The organism is Acinetobacter sp. 161(2023) (assembly GCF_037027805.1).
GTDB lineage: Bacteria > Pseudomonadota > Gammaproteobacteria > Pseudomonadales > Moraxellaceae > Acinetobacter.
Genome location: NZ_JAZEYD010000003.1, coordinates 125,158 through 145,487, shown reverse-complemented (window position 1 = coordinate 145,487; position 20,330 = coordinate 125,158). Strand labels below are relative to the sequence as shown.

Here is a 20,330-nt window from a genome sequence, read left to right as displayed (position 1 = left end):
CCACACCAACAAAAAAATGAGGTTTTTATGGCAGGATGGTACGAAATTTCACTAGCGAGTGATGGACAATATCGCTTTATTTTAAAGGCAGGAAATGGTGAACCTATTTTAAATAGTGAGCTATATAAGGCAAAAGCCTCTGCTGTAAATGGTATTGAATCAATTCAAAAAAACAGTGGTGATGATGCACGATATGAGCGTTTAACTGCAAAAAATGGGAAACCTTATTTCAATTTAAAAGCTGCAAATCATCAGGTTATTGGAACCAGTCAGCTTTATGCGAGTGAAGCTTCACGAGATAAAGGAATTGAGTCTGTTAAAACTAATGGCTCATCGACAGCTATTAAAGATTTAACGGTTCAGGCATAGATTTTTATGGTGATTTAAAAACTGTTTCTTTTAAGGGGCAGTTTTTTTATTTGAGCAGAATAGTACGAAATTTACTATTGTGATAGCGGCATGGATGCCGCTCGTATGGCTGCGGTAGCATGGACGTACCGTCAGTCATACAAATGGTTTTGTTACTTTTGCCGAAACAAAAGTAAGGTATTGCCTACATAAATAACATTTGCATGCCTCTACCATTTGAGGCAGTGACATGTATTTAATTAACGCACTAACTTCGCTAAAAGTTCTTCTTTGGTTAAATTGCTCGCTTCAGCATCTCGGCGGCCTTTATATTCAAAAGTACCAGCATCAAGACCTTTTTCACCAATCACAATACGGTGTGGAATACCCATTAACTCAAGGTCAGAGAATTTAACGCCTGGACGTTCGTTACGGTCATCAAGCAACACATCAAAACCTTGAGCTTGAAGTTCTGCATAAAGTGCTTCTGCAGCTTCAAGAGTACGTGGTGATTTGTGAGCATTCATTGGAACAATTGCAATTTCAAAAGGTGCAATAGCTTGTGGCCACATAATACCTTTATCATCGTAGTTCTGCTCAATTGCAGCTGCAACAACACGTGTTACACCAATACCGTAGCATCCCATGGTTACTGTAAACGGTTTGCCATCTTCACCTAGAACTTTACAGCCTAAAGCTTCAGAGTATTTAGTACCAAGCTGGAAAATATGTCCTACTTCAATACCGCGTTTAATTTGTAGTATGCCTTTACCATCTGGAGATGGATCACCTTCAACGACATTGCGCAAATCAAAAACTTCAGTAATTTGTGCATCACGTTCCCAGTTTACGCCTACTGCATGTTTATCAATTTCATTTGCACCAGCAACGAAATCTGAAAGAACAGATGCAGCGCGGTCAACAATGACAGTTAAGCTTTTTTCGACTAAACCTTGTGGACCTGTAAAGCCAGCAGTTAAGCCAGACGTTTGAAGTTGTTCCTCAGTTGCAAAAGTAAGAGGAGCAGCCACTAAAGGATGTTTCTCAGCTTTAATTTCATTAAGTTCGTGGTCGCCACGTACAAATAGAGCAACGACAGGAACATTACCTTTTTCATCAGTAATACCTTGAACCAATAATGCTTTCACAGATTGCTTAGGATCAGCATTTAAGAACTGACATACATCATCAATCGTTTTCTGGTTTGGTGTTTCAACCAATTTAAATTCTTGTGTAGGTGCCGCACGTTCACCAACTAAAACAGCTTCAGCCATTTCAACGTTTGCTGCATAGTCCGATTCAGTTGAAAATGCGATGTCATCTTCACCACTTGCTGCCAATACGTGGAATTCGTGTGAAGCTGAACCACCAATAGAACCCGTATCAGCTTGTACTGGGCGGAAGTCTAAGCCTAAGCGAGTGAAAATACGGCTATAAGTGTCGTACATCACGTCATAAGTTTCTTGTAATGATTCTTGAGTTGCATGGAAAGAATAAGCATCTTTCATGATGAACTCACGTGAACGCATTACACCAAAACGTGGACGAATTTCATCACGGAATTTGGTTTGAATTTGATAGAAATTTACAGGAAGCTGCTTATAACTTTTAAGTTCGTTACGCGCCATGTCTGTAATAACTTCTTCATGCGTTGGCCCAAGTACGAATGGGTTCGTATGACGATCTTTAAAGCGTAATAATTCAGGACCGTATTGTTCATAACGACCCGATTCTTCCCAAAGACTTGCGGGTTGGGTCACGGGCATGAATACTTCCATTGCGCCTGAGCGGTTCATTTCTTCACGAACAATCGCATCTACTTTTTTAAGCACACGTGTTCCCATCGGCAGCCATGTATATAAACCAGATGCCAATTTACGAATCATCCCCGCACGTAACATGAGCTGGTGTGAAATCACTTCAGCATCATTTGGGGTTTCTCTCAACGTTGCAAATAAAAAGCGGCTTGCGCGCATGGAAAAAGTCCTAAAAGTTAAGCGTTATAAAAACGCAGATTATACGATAATCGCTGCATTATGACATGAATCGTCGAGTTTGACGCAGCATAAAGTTTTTCAAGTCATCTAGATAAGTGAAAATGACGGGTACAACCACAAGAGTCAACAGGGTAGAGGTAATCACTCCTCCAATCACAGCGTGAGCCATTGGTGCACTTTGCTCACCGCCTTCACCAAGACCTAAAGCTAAAGGAACCATCCCCATCACCATAGCACTTGTCGTCATTAAAATTGGACGTAAACGGGTTTTGCCAGCTTGTAAAATAGCATCATAACGGCTTATCCCCTGATCCATTGCTTTCTTAATAAAATCGATCAGCAAAATCGCATTTTTGGTGACCAGCCCCATCAGCATAATAATGCCAATAATTGAAAATAAGTTTAGGGTACTATTGAACAAGAAAAGAGCAAGAAAAACGCCAATCAGTGACAATGGTAAAGAGGTCATAATTGCAGCTGGGTGAATAAAACTATTAAACTGAGAACCCAAAACAATATAAATAAATACAATGGAAAGAGTGATTGCAGTTAATGCATAACCCGCCGATTCAGCCATATCAGCATTGGCACCTTGGGTATTGAAGGTATAACCAGCAGGCAATTTAAATGCTTTTTGCATTTTATCAATGTCTTGACCAATGTCGCCGCTAGGTCGTCCAGATGTATTGGCTTTGATGAGTACTTCTCGTTCAAGATCACGTCGATTAATTTGTGATGCGCCGAGTTTTTCCTCAGTTGTTGCAACTGCGCTAAGTGGAACTAATATCGGTTGTCCATTTGCACCCGTTTTGTTTGAGTTGAAATATAGGTTTTGTACATCTTGCGGAAGCATGCGTTTGTTTTCATTTAATCGAATATTAACGTCATACGTTTCGCCGTCACGATCTTCCCAAGTTGTGACATTATCACCCGCAATTAATGGGCGAATCGCATTGGCAATCTGAGAAACGGATAAACCTAAGTCACTTGCCAGTACACGATTAATATGGACACCCAGAGTCGGTTTAGGTTCTTTCAATGAGCTTTCTAAATCAACCACACCTTTAATTTTACCCATTTCAGTCATAAATCGATTTGAAATTTTTTGCAGCTCATTAAGATCAGTTCCTTTAATCGAAATCATGATTGGCTTTTGCCCACCAGATACTGAATCTTGAGCAGCAGCTACAGAGGTTACTCGAATACCGGCTACTGTTTGCAAACGTTCACGGAACTCATTGTTGAGTGTGTTGATGTCTTTATTGCGCTGTTGTTTGGGCTTTAAAGTCACTCCTAAGCCTGCATTGTTTTTACCTGAATCTACTCCACTGTTTACAACGCCATAGGTGGAAACGACATCTGGGAATTGTCTAATAATCTGATCAACTTGATGTAGTTTAGCTTGTGTATATTCCAAAGAGGCGTCTACAGGAGTTTCGAACTGAATGCGGACTTCACCTTTATCCGGAGTAGGTACAAATTCAGTTCCAATCAGTTTAGATAATCCTAATGCAGCAAATAATGAAACAATTGCGATAGTGACCGTGATCAAACGAAAATGTAAAGCCAACTTTAATAGCTTTTCATAAACATGAGTAAGTCGATCTAACACATTAGAAATATGGCCAAAAAACCGCTGTAGCCAACTATCTTTTTTCTTTACAGGATCTTTCCAGTGAGCAGAAAGCATTGGATCGAGCGTAAAACTAATAAACATTGAAATTAAAACAGCAGTACTGACCGTTACACCAAACTGATAAAAGAAACGCCCGATCAGTCCGCCCATAAAGGCAACAGGTAAAAATACGGCCACAATGGTAAGCGTGGTGGCGAGTACTGCTAAACCAATTTCTTTCGTGCCTTCTAGGGCAGCAGTTACATGATCTTTGCCAAGTTCAGTATGTCTTACAATATTTTCTCGAACTACAATCGCATCATCAATTAAGAGGCCAATACTGAGTGATAAGGCTAATAGCGTCATCATATTAATGCTGAAACCAAAAGCCCAGATGAACGTCAAGGTTCCTAGTAGCGTAATCGGTAAGGTTAAGCCTGTGATGACGGTAGATCGGAAAGAACCTAAAAATAATAGAACAATTAAAACTGCTAAGGCAGCACCTTCAATAATGGTGCGAGTCACATCTTTAATTGAAGCACGAATTCCTTTAGAGCTGTCGGCTACGACTTTGTAATTTAAGCCCACAGGCATTTGTGTTTTTAATTTCTCTAAAGTTTGGTAGGTTTTATCGACGACCTGAATTACATTGGCATCGGAACTCTTTAAAATATCAATAGAGACCGCTGTTCTTCCATTATAAAATGCACTCGATTGGAGTTCAGCTTGTGTATCTTCAATTGTTGCCACTTGCTTTAGAAATATTGGTGAACCATTTTTATTGGCAATTATCAAATCGCCAAATGCAAGTGGATGAATGACCTTTGATTGAATCTGCACAACCAGTTCAGAATTCTTCTGTTGTAAGGTCCCCGCAGGAACTTCAACATTTTCATTTTTTAGCGTATTAATGATCTGATCAATGCCAATGCCGTAACTTTGTAATTGCTCAGGAAGAATTTTTATTCTTATTTGCCGTTTTGCATCCCCCAATAAATTCACATTACCGACACCAGAAACGGTTTTAAGCTGCGGCACGATACGTTTATCTACATATGAACTTAGCTGAGCCAGACTCATACTATTTGATTCAAATACCACCGACATGATCGGGCTAGAGGAAGGATCGTAGCGTTGCACAATCGGCGCATCAATTTCATCACGGAATTGGGCTGAGACAGGTGCAATTTTGTCACGAACATCTTGGGCAGCAAGAGCGGATGACGTATCGAGATTAAACTCCGCCACAATCATTGAAAAGCCTTCACTTGATCGTGATGTGATTTGTTTAACCCCTGAAATTGTATTGATCTGATCTTCGAGTTTTTTTGTAATATCTGATTCGACAGCTTCAGGTGAAGCACCAGCATATTGCGTAGTCACTACGACGAATGGGAAATCGACGTTTGGAAACTCTTCAACCGTCATACGTTTCCAAGAAGCTAACCCGAGTACCATTAAGCTGATCATCATCATAATAGTAAAAACGGGGTATTTCACACTGATTCGAGTAAACCACATATGCTATTTGCTACCTTATTTATTTTTTTCGGTTGTAACCGTCACTTTTTTATTAATGTCGGAATCTTCAAATTGAATACGGCTCACCAGATCTGTGCGTTGTAAACCATCAACTAAAGCAATATTGTCGTTATAGCGCTGTTCAATTACTCGAATTTTAACTTTTTGAATGGTGTGATTACGTACTACCCATACAAAAGGATCATGTTGCATATTTTGAATGCTATCTAAAGGAATCGTTTGACCTTGCTGAGTGTCATTCCGTAGAATATTCCCATTAATGAAAGCCCCTATGCTTAACGAATCAATTTTTTCCTTAGGAACTGCAAAAAATTCGATTTGTCGACTGTCTTGATCTGCAACAGGTGAAATACGCGTAAGAGTCGCAGTTAATTGTTTAGAATTTCCCTGAATCTGATATTGAATGCTGCTACCTACTTTAAGAGCAGACTGTTGCTCAATGGGTAACTTGGCTTGTATTTCAAGTTGGTCTGGATTTACGATTTCAAATAATGTTTGGCCAACTGATACAGTCTGACCAGGTTCTACTTGTCGTTTAGTAATTACGCCTGAAATTGGGCTGGTAATAATGCCATCTTGATCAGCCTTACGAGCAATATCTACATTCGCTTGTTGAGCTTTTACACTTTCAAGTTGACCTTTATAGTCAACCTGACTCTGTTCAAACTCGACACGAGCAATAAATCCTTGGTTAAACAGTCTTTGCTTTCGATTCATTAAATTGCGTGCAAGTTCAGCTTGTGATTGAGCTGAAGCAAGGTTGGCGCGTGCTTGTGCTAATCGTGCAACATTGTCCTGATTATTCAATCTTACTAAAACTTGGCCTTTTTGTACTTGCTGGCCGACATTTGTAGTGACAGTGTTCGTCGTGGCGCTCACTTGAGCCTGAATTGAACTTTGCTGAACTGCACGAATGGTTCCTGTAAATGCAGTTTGAGAGTCAACAGCTCCTTCTTTAACTGCAATTAAGTCTTGAGGAATGAGTTCAATTTTTACGGGAGCTGATGCTGTAGTTTTGGGTGTTTCTTGCTGATTACATGCAGCTAAAATCAAACATAAACTAATAATACTCAGTTTAAAAACAGTAGAAGGGGTGAGATGCATTTTCTGCATACAGCATCATCCTATAATTCAAATTTTATTTTGCCCCCTATTCTTGATAAACCTTTACAGTTATTCAAGCTTTTTTAAACGTTCGATAATATTTTCATACTCGCTATTGGTACGTTTGTAGGTCTTGGAAAGTGTTTCAATTGTTTCTTTGACCCTGTAAATATTATTTAGATTGTTTTCAATCAAAGTCTTATGTCGCTCAGGAATGACTTCTCTCTTTCTGAAATATTCCATTTCTTGACGCTTAAATAAAATTTTGTCTTGTTGTAACTGATCAAGTTGTTCTTGTTGATAGTTAATTTGCTTCTTTATCGCAAGTAATGCTTGATCTCTTTTAATCATGGCTGTCTTACTATTGCTATAGGCGTTTTTTAATTTGATATCTAGTTCTCTATGCCGTGTAGACAATGCTCGTTGACTTGATTGATGTAAATCAGCCTCGGCATTATAAGAGTGATTTCTTTTAATCACTTGCATATTTTGATCTAGAACTTCATAACCGTAACGAATATGAGCAGGCGTGACAGATGTACTAATATTGGCCGTACCTTGTTGATCATAGTAACGATACCAGACGACTTTAGACGTATCGGCTATAGCAAAGGTCGTTGAGAAACAGAGCGAACCGAAGGAAATAATGCCTACAGATACAGACAAGCAGCTCCTATAAAAGGCATATTTCATCCGATTATTCATTGAAAATCCCCAAAAAACAGAAAGCTAAATCGCTTATTTTTAAATAATTAATCTTTATTATATTAGTTATTATTTAGCTGAATAAAAATATAGTCATTATAAAAAAAATGATAATTTTGATTAAAGTGTGATGAGGTTAAAAGTTATTGTTTATAAATGAGAAAGTAGACAGAAATGCCTCATTGAAAATAGACCATGAGATATGTTAAAAATGCTTATAAATGCGTAAAAACAAATTTAAGTTAAATTGCATTTATATTTTATATTTATGGGGATGGAAGATTAAATGGAAGATGCATTCCAAAATCTGAAAGTAATGGTGATTGATGACTCAAAAACCATTCGCCGAACAGCCGAAACTTTATTACAGCGAGAAGGCTGTGAAGTGATTACTGCGGTGGATGGATTTGAAGCTTTGTCCAAAATTGCAGAAGCGAATCCAGATATTGTTTTTGTCGATATCATGATGCCTCGTTTAGATGGTTATCAAACTTGCGCTTTGATTAAAAACTCTCAAAATTATCAGAACATTCCCGTTATCATGCTCTCTAGTAAAGATGGTTTATTTGATCAGGCAAAAGGGCGTGTGGTAGGTTCAGATGAATACTTGACGAAACCTTTTAGCAAAGATGAATTGTTAAACGCAATTCGTAATCATGTAAGTTCATAATTAAGTAATTTAGGGGCAAAGAAATGACACGTATTCTCATTGTTGATGACTCACCAACAGAAACTTTTCGTTTTAAAGAAATTCTAACCAAGCATGGTTATGACGTACTTGAAGCATCGAATGGTGCAGATGGTGTAACTTTAGCAAAAGCAGAACAGCCTGACTTAGTGTTAATGGATGTTGTAATGCCAGGCGTAAATGGCTTTCAGGCAACACGCCAAATTACTCGTGATGAAGAGACTAAGCATATTCCTGTGGTCATTGTGAGTACTAAAGATCAGGCAACTGACCGAGTATGGGGCAAGCGTCAAGGTGCAATCGACTATCTGATTAAACCTATCGAAGAAAAGCAATTGATTGATGTAATTAAACAATTTCTAAATTAACTCATCCATCCATAAAAACATAAATAACGGGATTATGTGCCCGTTTTATAGGATCGAGTATGGCAGCGAATGGATTTATCGAGTTACTTCGTTTGTCTAAACGGGGTAATAAGAATTACGCTTCAGTTCAAAATGAAGCACAGCGATGGTCAGGGATTGCTTTTGAAATGAGAGGGCAATACTTCGTCGCACCACTTGGGGAAGTGTCAGAAGTTATCTATCCGCCGAAATATACGCCAGTTCCAAATGCTCAAAGTTGGGTGAAAGGTTTGGCGAACATTCGGGGAAGGTTGCTTTCGGTTTCTGATTTGGCTCATTTTATTTCAGGGCAACGAAGTACATTTTCGTCTGCCCAAAAAGTGTTATGTATTAGCTATCACGACCAGTATGTGGGGTTGGTTGTGGATCAGGTCTTGGGGATTCAGCACTTTAATAAAAAAAGTTTTTTTTCTCAAAGCTTAGACTTAGAGGAAAATCTAAAAGATTATTGCCAAGGTTATTTTCACCAACATAACCAGCATTGGCATGTCTTTTTATTTAGTCGGTTATTGCAAAACCCACATTACATGAATGCATCGACAAAATTTATAAACTAATTTTTTACGCTGTGAAAAACAGAGTATTTTCTGGGGAGAAGCTATGGGCTTTAAGCTTAAAAAGAAAGGCAGCAATCGTGTTGCGTCCGAAAAATCAGGGCTCAATTTTATTGCAAAAATCCAATCGCAAATTGAGCAATATGCCAGTTTATTTGGGGAAAGTAAAAAGTCCAAGCCTATCCTTTATGTAGCGTTGTTAAGTTTAGTATTTGCTTTAACTACGCTCGTTTATTTGTTTTATAGCGTACCTCGACATAACGAATTAACCCATAGTTTGGGTGAGTTGCGTTTATTGTCGCAAACTATTCCTAGACAGGCTACGGAAGCAACGGCTTCTGGATCACCTCAAGCTATGAAAGACTTAGTTGAATCGCGTCAACTTTTTGCAAAAAATATGAAAAATGTTGAAAATATTTATGGTACATCTTCAAAAGAATACAAAAAGGTTGCGGTTCTGTGGAAAGCTTTGTCTTATGACGTTGACTTGATTTCGTCACATCAGGACGTAATTAACCAGTTATATAATGTGAATATCTCGATTGGTGACTCTATTCCTGAGATTCAAGCTGAATATAACTTGATGGTTGACAAGATGGTTCGCGAAAAAGTATCGAGTAGTCAGGTCGTCATTGCTAAAAACCAGGTATTTATTGCAGAACGAATTCTACGTTCTATTAACTCCGTTTTCGTTGGTACAGAGAATTCTGAGAACTCCGCGCATGACTTTAGTGTTGATATTGAGACTTTTGGTGTGTATTTAAATGCACAGCTAAACGGAAATGATGGATTGGGGGTGGCTAAAGTTGAATCTCCTGAAGTACGTGAATCTTTGGAAGGTATTAAAACTGAGTATGATAAAGTTTTAAAATCTGCAGCGGCATCAGTTCTCAAGCATACAGATAAAATTGTAAACGTACGTCAATCATCTAGTGAGATCTACTCGCAATCTGATTCAATGTTATCTGCTTTAGGTGATCTTTCTGAGCAAACCCAATATGGCTGGCAGGCTTATGCTTTAGTTGCGTTACTGACATTATCACTTATTGGCTTAATTAGTTCTGTTTTAAAGCTTTTATCACTTCGTAGTAAAGCAGATAAACAACGTGTAGCGACATTACAAGAAGAGTATGACCGTAACCAAAACGCGATTTTACGTTTACTGGATGAAATCGCCGACTTGGCTGATGGTGACCTGCGTTCATATGCAACGGTATCTGAAGACTTTACCGGAGCAATTGCCGACTCGATTAACTTTGCGATTGACCAATTACGTGATCTTGTATCCCGAATTCATGAAACGTCTCAGGAAGTTGCCCGCTATACGCAGGATACACAAAATATTACTAACAAGTTGGCAGAAGCATCCGAGCATCAGGCACAAGAAATTGCCGGCGCATCAACCGCAATGAATGAAATGGCGCAATCAATTGACCAAGTATCTTCAAATGCATCGGAATCAACCGAGGTAGCAGAACGTTCGGTAGAAATTGCTTCTAATGGAGCACAAGTGGTAAACCGTTCAATTGAAGGTATGGACACGATTCGTGAACAGATTCAGGAAACTTCTAAACGTATTAAGCGTTTGGGTGAGTCTTCACAAGAAATTGGTAACATCGTATCGTTAATTAATGACATTGCGGACCAAACAAACATTCTTGCATTAAATGCAGCAATTCAAGCATCTATGGCAGGTGAAGCAGGACGTGGTTTTGCCGTGGTCGCAGATGAAGTACAGCGTCTTGCGGAACGTTCAGCATCGGCAACTAAACAGATCGAAACTCTAGTTAAAACAATTCAGACCGATACGAATGAAGCTGTTATTTCAATGGAACAAACAACCACTGAGGTTGTGCGCGGAGCGAACTTGGCAAAAGATGCGGGTATTGCCTTGGATGAGATTCAAAAAGTATCTGGTGACTTGGCAAACTTAATGGCCAGTATTTCTGATGCAGCAAAACTTCAGTCGGCATCTGCGAGTCACATTGCGACAACCATGACCGTCGTACAAGAAATTACTTCGCAAACGACAACTGCAACATTCGATACAGCGCGTTCTGTTTCTGAATTAGCAAATATGGCAGAGTCATTACGTGAATCGGTAACGGACTTTAAATTACCTGATTAAATTGGGGACGAGGATAGCTGTTTCTATACTAGCTATTCTTCTAAAAAGTATTAACAACACCAGATAAATATTGGGGACACAGCTATTTATCTGGTGTTGACTCTGTCGTTTTTCTCCATTTAGGGGACAAGCAAAAGAAGCCTTTGCTATGAAAGAAATATTAAAAACTTTAACTGAAGCAATGATGCTACCGGAAGATAGCTATTCTCAACAAGATGACGAATTTCTTGATATTTTTGTTGAAGAAATTGAAGAAATTTTTGTTGAATTGCAATCTTTGATTCATGAATGGATGCAATCTAAAAATGTTGCTACGCTGACTGACATCCGTCGCCATTTTCATACCTTGAAAGGTTCAGGGCGAATGATTGCAGCGAAATCCTCTGCTGAGCTTGCTTGGACTGTAGAAGATACGCTCAATCGGGTAATCAATGAGAGTCTCACATTAACTCCTAACATCCAACAATATGTTCAGTTGGTATTTAAGTTCTATTTCTTTAAATTAGTAGGTGACTTTAAATCTAAAAAGGAACATGCAGTAGATTTTAGACCTCTTATTTTATTGGGACAACAATTACAACAACAGCAAAGTTTAGAGCCTGCTTTAGAAGAACTTTTATTATTATCGGATACTCTCACTGCGGAAACTGAGACTGGTTTAGAGATAGATAGTTTAGAACAGGAATCAAATAATTTAACTCTAGAAACCACCATAGAAAGTGAACATAACCTTGCTGAAACCTTAGTTTTATTTATGGAAGAAGCGGAAGAGCACTTAGCGACTATCGATCAGTTCTTAGAACAAGAAATACATCAGCATGAGAGTTACAATGCGCTCATCCGTGCATTACATACGTTGCGCGGCAGCTCGGCAATGGCTCAGGTAGAAGCAATTTTTGATGCTAGTACCAAGGTTGAGCATTTATTCAAAATCTTATTACAAGAAGAGCTTTCTTCTCATTCAGAAGAAATTTTGCTACTTCGTGATTACCGTCAGTTTATTCGAAATAGTTTAGATCTATTAGCTGCACATTGCTCTAATGCGCAATTAGATTCTAACCTGAAACAATTCAATCAGGTTTGGGATGCTTATATGGAGCAGCATGGTGAGCATTCAAGTCCGCTCACGGCTCCACATGGTCTAGTCTCTCAGCTGTTACAGCTCGATGTTTCAGAATTACTTGATGCAGAGTTAGATTTTGAGAAGGGGATTCGTTCTGAGTTTCCTCACTATCTTGAACGTTTAAGTGGACAAGCTGATGTGCTATTGCAACATACTCAGTCTCAAGCCATGGTTGGTTTATATGAATATACGAACCAGCTGAAAGATAGCTATGACGTATTGCTTGATCGCCCTGATTTATTGCAATCAGATTATGTTTTTGAAATTTATCAAAAAGCACATCAACAATTAATTCAGTTATTTGATGCATTAGCTGCGGGTCAAAGAGTTAGCATTATTGAGCAACACCAAAATGTGTTGGAAGAGCTAAAACTATATACCCAACATATTCCAAGCCTTAATTCTGAACCATTAGATACTCATCAGGACGTTGTTGAGGCGCTATTTGGTGCTGATGTAGAACAAACATTACATGAATCTTCGGCTTCTATCGAAAGTGTATTAACTGATCATGTAGCAATGAGTCAGAGTGTACATTTAGATCGCCAGTTTATGTCTACTGAACATGTAAACCGTCATTTCGATCCAGAACTGTTAGACATTTTTCTTGAAGAAGCCGATGAGTTGCTTGAAGGAATGGATACAGATCTTAATATTTGGGTGAATGAGCAAGAGAACTTTGCTGCTCTTAATAATCTGATGCGTTATTTGCATACCTTAAAAGGTGGAGCAAATATGATTCAGGCAAATTATATTGGTTTAATCGCGCATGAATTAGAAAGTATTTATGAGCGCCTAATTCAAAAACAGTTAATTGCTTCATCTGCTCTCATTGATTTTATTCGTCTGGTGCAGGATGATTTAGCTGATCGTCTACAAATAGTACGTGAACAGCACCTAGATTATGCTGCTTCTCATACTATTCAAGCGCTTAAGAGTGCAGCTAAGGTCTATAATTCACTTGGATCTACTGTTAAAGAGATGCAAGCAGAGTCTGAAACAGATGTTATACCGGAATTAAATGTTGAAGTAGTACAACAAGAAGCTATAGATAATACTGCGTTAAATCTTGATGAGTTAACTTCTAATTTTGAGCAGATTGTTGAGTCAAATATTAGACTTGTTGAACACACAGAATTACAAGTTTTTGATGCAGACAGCGATACAGATAGTATCCAAGATCAAGATATTAACTCTGTTGTCGAACAAGCATTTATGGAGGAAGCGGCCGAACTATTAGAGGCGGCCGATCACCTCTTAAAGCAGTGGTTTGAGCAGCGTACCAATCGTAGTATCTTGCTTCAGCTACAAAGAGCAGTGCACAGCTTGAAAGGTGGTTCCCGTATGCTGGGACTTGAAACCGTACAAGCGATTGCTTATCAACTTGAAAATGCTTTTGAAAAATTTGCACTTTATCATTTTAGCTCAAATATTTATGACAACTTGCTTGAGAGCGCGATTGTTTGGCTGAAAGAGGCAATTTTCAAGCAAAATTATCAACATTTCGATGGTTTACAACAAAGTTTAGAAAATATTCAGTTTATTGAAACTGCAATACAAATTCCAAGTAAATTGACTAGAACGGATCTATTTGGTTCAGAACCTGTCATGAGCTTCGTGCAAGGTGATGGAGCAGAACCACCGCCAATGTTGGGGGCATGGGAACAAACACAGCATCTTGAACAAAATAATGAGATGATTCGTGTTTCAGCAGATTTAATCGAGAAAATGATTGATTTGTCGGGTGAAAATTCGATTAACCGTTCACGAATTGAAATGGATCTCAGTCAATTTGGTCATACGCTAGTAGAAATGGAATTAGCCATTCAACGACTAGCAGACCAGTTACGTCGAATGGAAGGCGAATTAGAAAGCCAGATTATTGCAAAACACGGTATTGAACATTCTCGTTATACAGAATTTGATCCTCTAGAGATGGACCAATATTCTTCATTGAATCAATTATCGAAATCGCTTGCCGAATCTGCATCGGATTTAGTAGATTTCAAAAATACATTATCAGAAAAAATCAGAGACACCGAAAGTTTGCTGGTACAACAATCACGTATTCAGGCCGAAATTCAAGAAGGGCTAATGCGAACGCGATTAGTACCATTCTCTCGATTGCTACCTCGTTTACAACGAATTGTGAGACAGACCTCTACGGCATTGGATCGAACAGCAGAGCTTTTTGTTAATAATACCGAAGGTGAGCTAGACCGGACAATGCTAGAGCGTTTGGTTACACCACTTGAGCACATGCTTCGAAATGCAATTGACCATGGTCTAGAAGATCGTGCACAACGTGAACAAGCGAAAAAACCAGAAACTGGACGTATTGAACTGAATATTAATCGTCAAGGTACGGATGTTGTTGTTACCTTTAAAGATGATGGCCAAGGTATTGATATCGAGAAAGTCCGTCAAAAGGCCATCTTGTCTGGTTTGATTAATCCTGAACAAGTGTTAGAACATCAAGATATTTTACAGCTGATTTTCCATCCAGGGTTAAGTACAGCCGATCAAATCACTCAGATTTCAGGTCGTGGTGTCGGGCTAGATGTCGTACAAAGTGATATTAAAGCTTTGGGCGGACATGTGAGTGTTGACTCTGTTTATGGACAAGGAACAATATTTACAATACGTGTTCCAACCACAGTAGCTGTTAGTGATGCCTTAATGGTTAAAGTTGCTGATCAACAATTTGCAATTCCGTTGGCTCAAATTGATCGAATTGTTCGAGTTTCACCAACATCATTAGAACAGTATTTTGCAAGCGCACAAGAATTTTTTGAATTTGAAAATAAACGTTATCCATTGCGCTATTTATCTGAGTTTGTTGGTAATCAGCCTATTCCACGTTTAAGTGGGATGATGTATTCACTACCAGTATTAATGATTAAGACAAATAATGGACAAACCATTGCATTATTGGTTGATCAGCTTATTGGTTCACGAGCGCAGATTGTAGTTAAGCCAATTGGGCAGCAGTTCTCTAGTATTGGTGCGATTGCTGGTGCAACTATTTTAGGTGATGGTCAAGTTTGTCTCATTTTAGATGGACAAAATATTGCTCGCCAAATTCAATCTACTCGCCGACATAAGCCACTTAATGAAGCTATCTATAGACAACGCGAGTCTGACGAACGCCGTCTCATTATGATTGTAGATGACTCTGTCACAGTGCGTAAGGTAACGACTCGTTTACTCGAACGTCAGGGCTATGACGTAGTAACAGCTAAAGATGGTATTGATGCAATTGAGCAGTTGGAAAATATTAAACCAGATCTGATGCTGCTTGATATCGAAATGCCGCGAATGGATGGTTTTGAGGTACTTAACCTCGTGCGACATCATGATCTACATCAAGATATGCCAGTCATTATGATTACATCAAGAACTGGTGAAAAACATCGTGAACGAGCATTTGCTTTAGGGGTCAACCAATACATGGGTAAACCTTTCCAAGAAGAAGACTTACTTCACAACATTGATGCTTTTTTCATGACACGTGAAGAGGAATTTGCCTAATGAAGAGCCATATAAGTACATCATTAATTAGTGAAATGGATCAGCAAGAACTTCAACATTTAATTACTGTTTCAACTGGTTTTATTGATGCATATATTATTGAATGTGATCAGCAAGTACCGATGCTATTGCCACAAAACATTGTATTATCTGCGATGGATGTTAAAAATGGGATCAAGCATATTGAATGGCATGACGTAAAACTCCCTGTCTATTCAGTGCATGGTGAAATTGATTCACGAGCAGTGGCATTAGTTATTGAAAGTGAAGATATCAGCCAACGTTTTGCACTCATCTGTCAATCGATGCCAGTTTCAGTTCGTTTACGTATTTCTGAAGTCGTAGATGAAAATGAAGATATACAAGAAACGTTGCAGCACCCAACTGTATTTAAATATGTGCGTATGGAGAATCAACGCTACCACGTTCCTAATTTGCAATATATTCAAGACTCGCTTCATCTTTAAAAAAAAGGAACTCAAATGAGTTCCTTTTTTTATGACAACTCAATAATTTTTGAGAATATTTAAAGATAGATCAAGATTTATAAAAAAATCTAAATTTTTTGATTGAGTTTTATATTTTAAATTTAGATTTTTACTCTAGATTGAAATAGTTGAGAGAATGAAAAATATAGTAAGAGGAACTATTAAGCAAATTAATTGCATTATTCATTATATTTAAATACAATATATTTGTTGATATATAATGATAATATTGTGGCTATGGATATTGTTTCAATTAAAAATTTCATACAAAAAAATAAAGTAAGACATTTGTCAAATAAGGTTCTACATACTCATCCTTCTCCTAAAATCTGGAAAACAGATTTAAAGGAGGAAGAAAAGAACCACTTGCTATTAAATACAGATGCTAAATATAAGTCTATAAATTTATATTTAGGTATTCCATATTGTATTCCTACTGATCCACCTCATTGTGGTTTTTGTCTTTTTCCTACTCAAAACTATAAAGGTAAGAAAGAAATAGACTATTATCTGGATTTTTTAGCTAAAGAAGCCCATTTATATAAAGAGTTTTATCAAGACGCTAAAATTGAAAGTTTATATGTAGGCGGAGGTACTCCCAATTTACTTCCACCTAATAACTATATAAAACTTATTAACATTGTATCTTCTCTTTTTCCAGATGCTGGGATATCTAAGCCTATAGAAATGACATTAGAGGGCATTCCTCAGCTTTTTAATGAAGACAAAATAAGAGCAATTAAAGAAGCTGGTTTTAATCGTGTGAGTATGGGAGTACAGCAGGTTAATGATGAATTGATTGCTACCAGTGGTCGAAAACAAACAAGAAAGCAGGTTTTTGAAGCAATTGAATTATTTCATAAATATTCTTTATCTTGTAATGTTGATCTGATTTATGGCTGGCCAAATCAGACAATTCAAGCCATGTTAGGAGATCTGGAAAGTATTGTTCAATCAGGAATAAAACATATTACTCATTATGAGCTTAATATCGCTGGTCGTTCTGACTTTGCGACAAAACAAAAGCAGAATACACCATCAATTGAGAAGAAAATTGAAATGTATAACATTGCAAAACAATTTTTAATCAGTAAAGGCTATAAACAAAGAACAGTGTATGATTGGGAAAAAATAGATAATAACCAATTAATCTCAGAAAAATACATATATGAAGATAATCTTAGAGATTGTTTATATGCAAATGGCCAAAGCAAAATGACGACAATGAGCGGATTGGGCTATGCTGCCGTTAACATGAGATTGCAACCCAACTCCTCAGAGATCAAGTCTGTTTCAGCAATGAACCATCGGAACTTAAATGAATACTATCAAGCGGTATCTTTGAATAAGCTTCCTATCGAACGAATGTTTGTTCATGATACTGAAGATGTAAAGTTAATTTGGATCTTTCAAGCATTGCAAGAAATGAAAATTAATATTAAAAAGTATGAGAACATTTTTAATAGTGATATCAAACTCGATTATAAGCCTATTTGGGATGCATTAGTTGAAGAGGGTTGGATCGTGTATAGTGATGAATATATTAAACTTGTTAATGAAGGTGAGTTTTATACTCCACTTATTCAGGCATTATTAAGCCAACCTAGAATAAAATCTTTACAACAGTAGATAAAATAAATGTCAATTCATAAAGAAATACATATTTTAGATACAGGTGACGGAAGTGAGTTTGCCTTGTGGGAAATTTCAAAAATAAAGAATCCCACGATAAAAAAAGAAGCAATTTTCCTATCTCATGGTGCATTTTCAGACAAAACTGTTTGCATGGGTATTGCTGATTATTTGGCAAGTCATGGTTATATATGTTTTATTTTAGAATGGAGAGGTCATGGTAACAGCCCTCCAACAGATATCCCATTTAATTTTGAAACAGTAGCTTTATATGAATATAAAGCCGCGTTTAATTATATTCATCATCATTTAAGTATATCATCGTTACACTGTGTAACCCATAGTGGAGGAGGATTGTGCTTAACAATGTTTTTGGTGAATCATTCTGAATATTTAAATTTTATCCAAAGTATTACTTTTGTCGCTTGCCAAGCATTTGGAGCAGTAAATAGCCGATTTGATTTTCTTAAGTTACTTTCTGCAAAGCTGATTGTTAAAAGCCTAGGACAAATTCCTGCTAGTAAATTTAAGTTAGGACGAGTAAATGAAACCTATTACACAATGAAACCTTGGTTTAATTGGAATTTAAAGAAAAATTTCATAAGTGAATTTAAAAATATTGATTATAAAAAAACTATGAGTTCTATTAGAGTTCCAATATATTCCATCTGTGGGGCAGGTGATAAATTCATTGCACCAGTTAAAGGATGTTATGACTATTTAAAAACTTTTGAAAATGAAAATAATATATTTTGTGAGTTTGGAGTTTCTAATAATAACCTAGAAGATTATTCTCATAGTAGAATCGCACTTAGCCAAAATGCTGCTAAAGAAGTCTGGCCTACTATATTGCAGTGGATAGGTAAGCATTCAGAAAAAGCTCTTTAAGTATTTTTATAAAGCCAACTATCTAAATTAGTGAATACGAATCGTATTCTAAAATTCCTAAAGAATGTACTCAAAATTGAAGATAAGAAAAAGCACCCTAGAAAGGATGCTTTTTTTATTGCTTGAGTTTTAAGATTTTAAGCTAATAAATTTTCTAAAATTTGCTCATAAATATCAGTCAGTGGATCGAGGTCATGCACGTCAACATGTTCATTAATTTGATGAATTGTTGCGTTAAGAACGCCTAGTTCCAATACCTGTGCGCCTGTTGGAGCAATAAAACGTCCATCAGAAGTACCGCCACTTGTTGAAAGCTCAGTTTCAGTACCGGTTACATTTAAAATAGCAGTTTCAGCAGCATTAACGAGCTCACCGACTGGAGTCAAAAATGGCAGACCAGATAAATTCCAGTCAATCTCATATTGCAAACCATGCTTATCTAAAATTTCATGTACACGTTGTTTAAGCTGTTCTGCTGTAACTTCTGTCGAATAGCGGAAATTAAAAGTAACTTCTAAATTACCTGGAATGACGTTGGTTGCACCAGTTCCAGCATGAATATTAGAAATTTGAAATGATGTTGCTGGAAAATATTCATTTCCATTGTCCCAAACAGTTTGGCATAGCTCTGCTAAAGGTACGGAAGCTTCGTGAATTGGGTTAAGTGCCAAATGTGGATAAGCCACATGACCTTGCTTACCATGCACATTTAATACGCCATTTAAAGAACCTCGGCGTCCATTTTTAACGATATCACCTAATTTATTTGTACTTGAGGGTTCGCCTACCAAACACCATTTAATTTTTTCATTACGTTCTTCAAGAGTCTCAATAACCTTGACCGTACCATTAACCGCAGGACCTTCTTCATCGGAAGTAATCAGAAATGCGATAGAGCCTTTATGGTCTGGATGTTTTGCTACAAAACGCTCAGATGCGACAACCATAGCAGCCAAAGCTGTTTTCATATCTGCCGAACCACGACCATATAATTTTCCATCGCGAATTTCTGGTGCAAAAGGGTCTGAATTCCACGATTCTAACTTGCCTGTTGGGACAACATCAGTATGGCCTGCAAAACAAAATACAGGCTCTTCAGTTCCGCGACGTGCCCAGAGATTATCTACATCACCAAAGCGCATTGGCTCAATATGAAAACCAACTTGGCTTAAACGGTCTGCCATGATGGTCTGGCAAGTGTGATCAATTGGAGTAACAGAAGGTTGTTGTAAAAGTTCTAGACTAAGCGAGAGAGTATCTGAATGGTTCATACCGGAAATTGCGTGCTGATCAGGTGAAATATAGTCCGATATAATAGGCGAATCTCTATGCGATGGGTACGTAAAAATAAAAAAACCTTATCAGAATGATAAGGTTTTTTAGAGATAACTCGAACTTACATTTTATCTTGTGTTTTTTCAGCAGTATTTGTTACAGCATTACCTGCTTTAGAAACATCTTTACCAAAACCCTTAAACGTATTACAGCCTGTTAAAACAACAGCAATCATCACAGAAGCAGCTAAAACTTTTTTCATCATTTTCTCCGTTTAAATTTAATAATGAAGTAAATTTAGATTA

Annotated in this window: 15 protein-coding genes; 9 read left to right on the top strand and 6 right to left on the bottom strand. The window is 37.5% G+C overall.

Going from position 1 to position 20,330, the window contains the following annotated elements; genetic code table 11:
- Positions 1 to 27: 27 nt before the first annotated feature.
- The gene (locus tag WA249_RS03825) at positions 28 to 369 is read left to right on the top strand and encodes a YegP family protein (protein WP_336166543.1); all 342 of its coding nucleotides are present in this window, start codon (positions 28 to 30) and stop codon (positions 367 to 369) included.
- 239 nt (positions 370 to 608) lie between these two features.
- Here WA249_RS03825 and WA249_RS03820 read toward each other — a convergent pair whose 3' ends face one another.
- The 4 genes from WA249_RS03820 to WA249_RS03805 all read right to left on the bottom strand — a co-directional run bounded on the left by WA249_RS03820 (position 609) and on the right by WA249_RS03805 (position 7,311).
- Complete coding sequence (locus WA249_RS03820; RefSeq protein ID WP_336166542.1) at positions 609 to 2,324, bottom strand: proline--tRNA ligase; 1,716 nt, start codon at positions 2,322 to 2,324, stop codon at positions 609 to 611.
- 58 nt (positions 2,325 to 2,382) lie between these two features.
- Positions 2,383 to 5,481: an efflux RND transporter permease subunit gene (locus tag WA249_RS03815; RefSeq protein ID WP_336166541.1), complete on the bottom strand. Its 3,099-nt coding sequence runs from the start codon at positions 5,479 to 5,481 to the stop codon at positions 2,383 to 2,385.
- 15 nt (positions 5,482 to 5,496) lie between these two features.
- Positions 5,497 to 6,606: an efflux RND transporter periplasmic adaptor subunit gene (locus WA249_RS03810; RefSeq protein WP_336166632.1), complete on the bottom strand. Its 1,110-nt coding sequence runs from the start codon at positions 6,604 to 6,606 to the stop codon at positions 5,497 to 5,499.
- Positions 6,607 to 6,675: 69 nt separating this feature from the next.
- Entirely contained in the window at positions 6,676 to 7,311 is a 636-nt protein-coding gene (locus tag WA249_RS03805; RefSeq protein ID WP_336166540.1) for a hypothetical protein, read from the bottom strand.
- Positions 7,312 to 7,597: 286 nt separating this feature from the next.
- On the opposite strand from WA249_RS03805, the gene pilG reads away from it, so the two are divergent.
- From pilG to WA249_RS03765, 8 genes are all read left to right on the top strand, one after another.
- On the top strand, positions 7,598 to 7,981 hold the full coding sequence (pilG, locus tag WA249_RS03800) for a twitching motility response regulator PilG (protein ID WP_000389061.1): 384 nt from the start codon (positions 7,598 to 7,600) through the stop codon (positions 7,979 to 7,981).
- A gap of 23 nt (positions 7,982 to 8,004) precedes the next feature.
- The gene (locus tag WA249_RS03795; RefSeq protein ID WP_336166539.1) at positions 8,005 to 8,367 is read left to right on the top strand and encodes a response regulator; all 363 of its coding nucleotides are present in this window, start codon (positions 8,005 to 8,007) and stop codon (positions 8,365 to 8,367) included.
- Positions 8,368 to 8,426: 59 nt separating this feature from the next.
- Positions 8,427 to 8,963 carry a chemotaxis protein CheW gene (locus WA249_RS03790; RefSeq protein ID WP_282496270.1) on the top strand — a complete coding sequence of 179 codons (537 nt, stop codon included), beginning with the start codon at positions 8,427 to 8,429 and terminating at the stop codon, positions 8,961 to 8,963.
- 43 nt (positions 8,964 to 9,006) lie between these two features.
- The gene (locus WA249_RS03785; RefSeq protein WP_336166538.1) at positions 9,007 to 11,088 is read left to right on the top strand and encodes a methyl-accepting chemotaxis protein; all 2,082 of its coding nucleotides are present in this window, start codon (positions 9,007 to 9,009) and stop codon (positions 11,086 to 11,088) included.
- A 148-nt stretch (positions 11,089 to 11,236) separates the two neighbouring features.
- A complete protein-coding gene (locus tag WA249_RS03780) occupies positions 11,237 to 15,742 on the top strand; it encodes an Hpt domain-containing protein (protein WP_336166537.1) in 4,506 nt (1,501 codons plus the stop codon).
- Positions 15,742 to 16,209 carry a hypothetical protein gene (locus WA249_RS03775; protein ID WP_336166536.1) on the top strand — a complete coding sequence of 156 codons (468 nt, stop codon included), beginning with the start codon at positions 15,742 to 15,744 and terminating at the stop codon, positions 16,207 to 16,209. The genes WA249_RS03780 and WA249_RS03775 overlap by 1 nt, the downstream gene beginning before the upstream one ends.
- A 258-nt stretch (positions 16,210 to 16,467) precedes the next feature.
- The gene (locus tag WA249_RS03770) at positions 16,468 to 17,859 is read left to right on the top strand and encodes a coproporphyrinogen-III oxidase family protein (RefSeq protein WP_336166631.1); all 1,392 of its coding nucleotides are present in this window, start codon (positions 16,468 to 16,470) and stop codon (positions 17,857 to 17,859) included.
- A 9-nt stretch (positions 17,860 to 17,868) separates the two neighbouring features.
- Positions 17,869 to 18,750, top strand: a complete 882-nt coding sequence (locus tag WA249_RS03765; RefSeq protein WP_336166535.1) for an alpha/beta fold hydrolase — start codon at positions 17,869 to 17,871, stop codon at positions 18,748 to 18,750.
- Positions 18,751 to 18,887: 137 nt separating this feature from the next.
- On the opposite strand, the gene dapE is transcribed toward WA249_RS03765, so the two are convergent.
- Both dapE and WA249_RS03755 read right to left on the bottom strand, forming a co-directional pair.
- On the bottom strand, positions 18,888 to 20,021 hold the full coding sequence (gene dapE / locus WA249_RS03760; protein ID WP_336166534.1) for a succinyl-diaminopimelate desuccinylase: 1,134 nt from the start codon (positions 20,019 to 20,021) through the stop codon (positions 18,888 to 18,890).
- 125 nt (positions 20,022 to 20,146) lie between these two features.
- Complete coding sequence (locus WA249_RS03755) at positions 20,147 to 20,290, bottom strand: entericidin A/B family lipoprotein (protein ID WP_199967538.1); 144 nt, start codon at positions 20,288 to 20,290, stop codon at positions 20,147 to 20,149.
- Positions 20,291 to 20,330 lie beyond the last annotated feature (40 nt).

Bases quoted from the DNA above. Each gene is read 5' to 3' on its own strand.
- WA249_RS03825 (WP_336166543.1), top strand. From the start codon at position 28: ATGGCAGGATGGTACGAAATTTCACTAGCGAGTGATGGACAATATCGC.
- WA249_RS03820 (WP_336166542.1), bottom strand. From the start codon at position 2,324: ATGCGCGCAAGCCGCTTTTTATTTGCAACGTTGAGAGAAACCCCAAAT.
- WA249_RS03815 (WP_336166541.1), bottom strand. From the start codon at position 5,481: ATGTGGTTTACTCGAATCAGTGTGAAATACCCCGTTTTTACTATTATG.
- WA249_RS03810 (WP_336166632.1), bottom strand. From the start codon at position 6,606: ATGCATCTCACCCCTTCTACTGTTTTTAAACTGAGTATTATTAGTTTA.
- WA249_RS03805 (WP_336166540.1), bottom strand. From the start codon at position 7,311: ATGAATAATCGGATGAAATATGCCTTTTATAGGAGCTGCTTGTCTGTA.
- pilG (WP_000389061.1), top strand. From the start codon at position 7,598: ATGGAAGATGCATTCCAAAATCTGAAAGTAATGGTGATTGATGACTCA.
- WA249_RS03795 (WP_336166539.1), top strand. From the start codon at position 8,005: ATGACACGTATTCTCATTGTTGATGACTCACCAACAGAAACTTTTCGT.
- WA249_RS03790 (WP_282496270.1), top strand. From the start codon at position 8,427: ATGGCAGCGAATGGATTTATCGAGTTACTTCGTTTGTCTAAACGGGGT.
- WA249_RS03785 (WP_336166538.1), top strand. From the start codon at position 9,007: ATGGGCTTTAAGCTTAAAAAGAAAGGCAGCAATCGTGTTGCGTCCGAA.
- WA249_RS03780 (WP_336166537.1), top strand. From the start codon at position 11,237: ATGAAAGAAATATTAAAAACTTTAACTGAAGCAATGATGCTACCGGAA.
- WA249_RS03775 (WP_336166536.1), top strand. From the start codon at position 15,742: ATGAAGAGCCATATAAGTACATCATTAATTAGTGAAATGGATCAGCAA.
- WA249_RS03770 (WP_336166631.1), top strand. From the start codon at position 16,468: ATGGATATTGTTTCAATTAAAAATTTCATACAAAAAAATAAAGTAAGA.
- WA249_RS03765 (WP_336166535.1), top strand. From the start codon at position 17,869: ATGTCAATTCATAAAGAAATACATATTTTAGATACAGGTGACGGAAGT.
- dapE (WP_336166534.1), bottom strand. From the start codon at position 20,021: ATGAACCATTCAGATACTCTCTCGCTTAGTCTAGAACTTTTACAACAA.
- WA249_RS03755 (WP_199967538.1), bottom strand. From the start codon at position 20,290: ATGATGAAAAAAGTTTTAGCTGCTTCTGTGATGATTGCTGTTGTTTTA.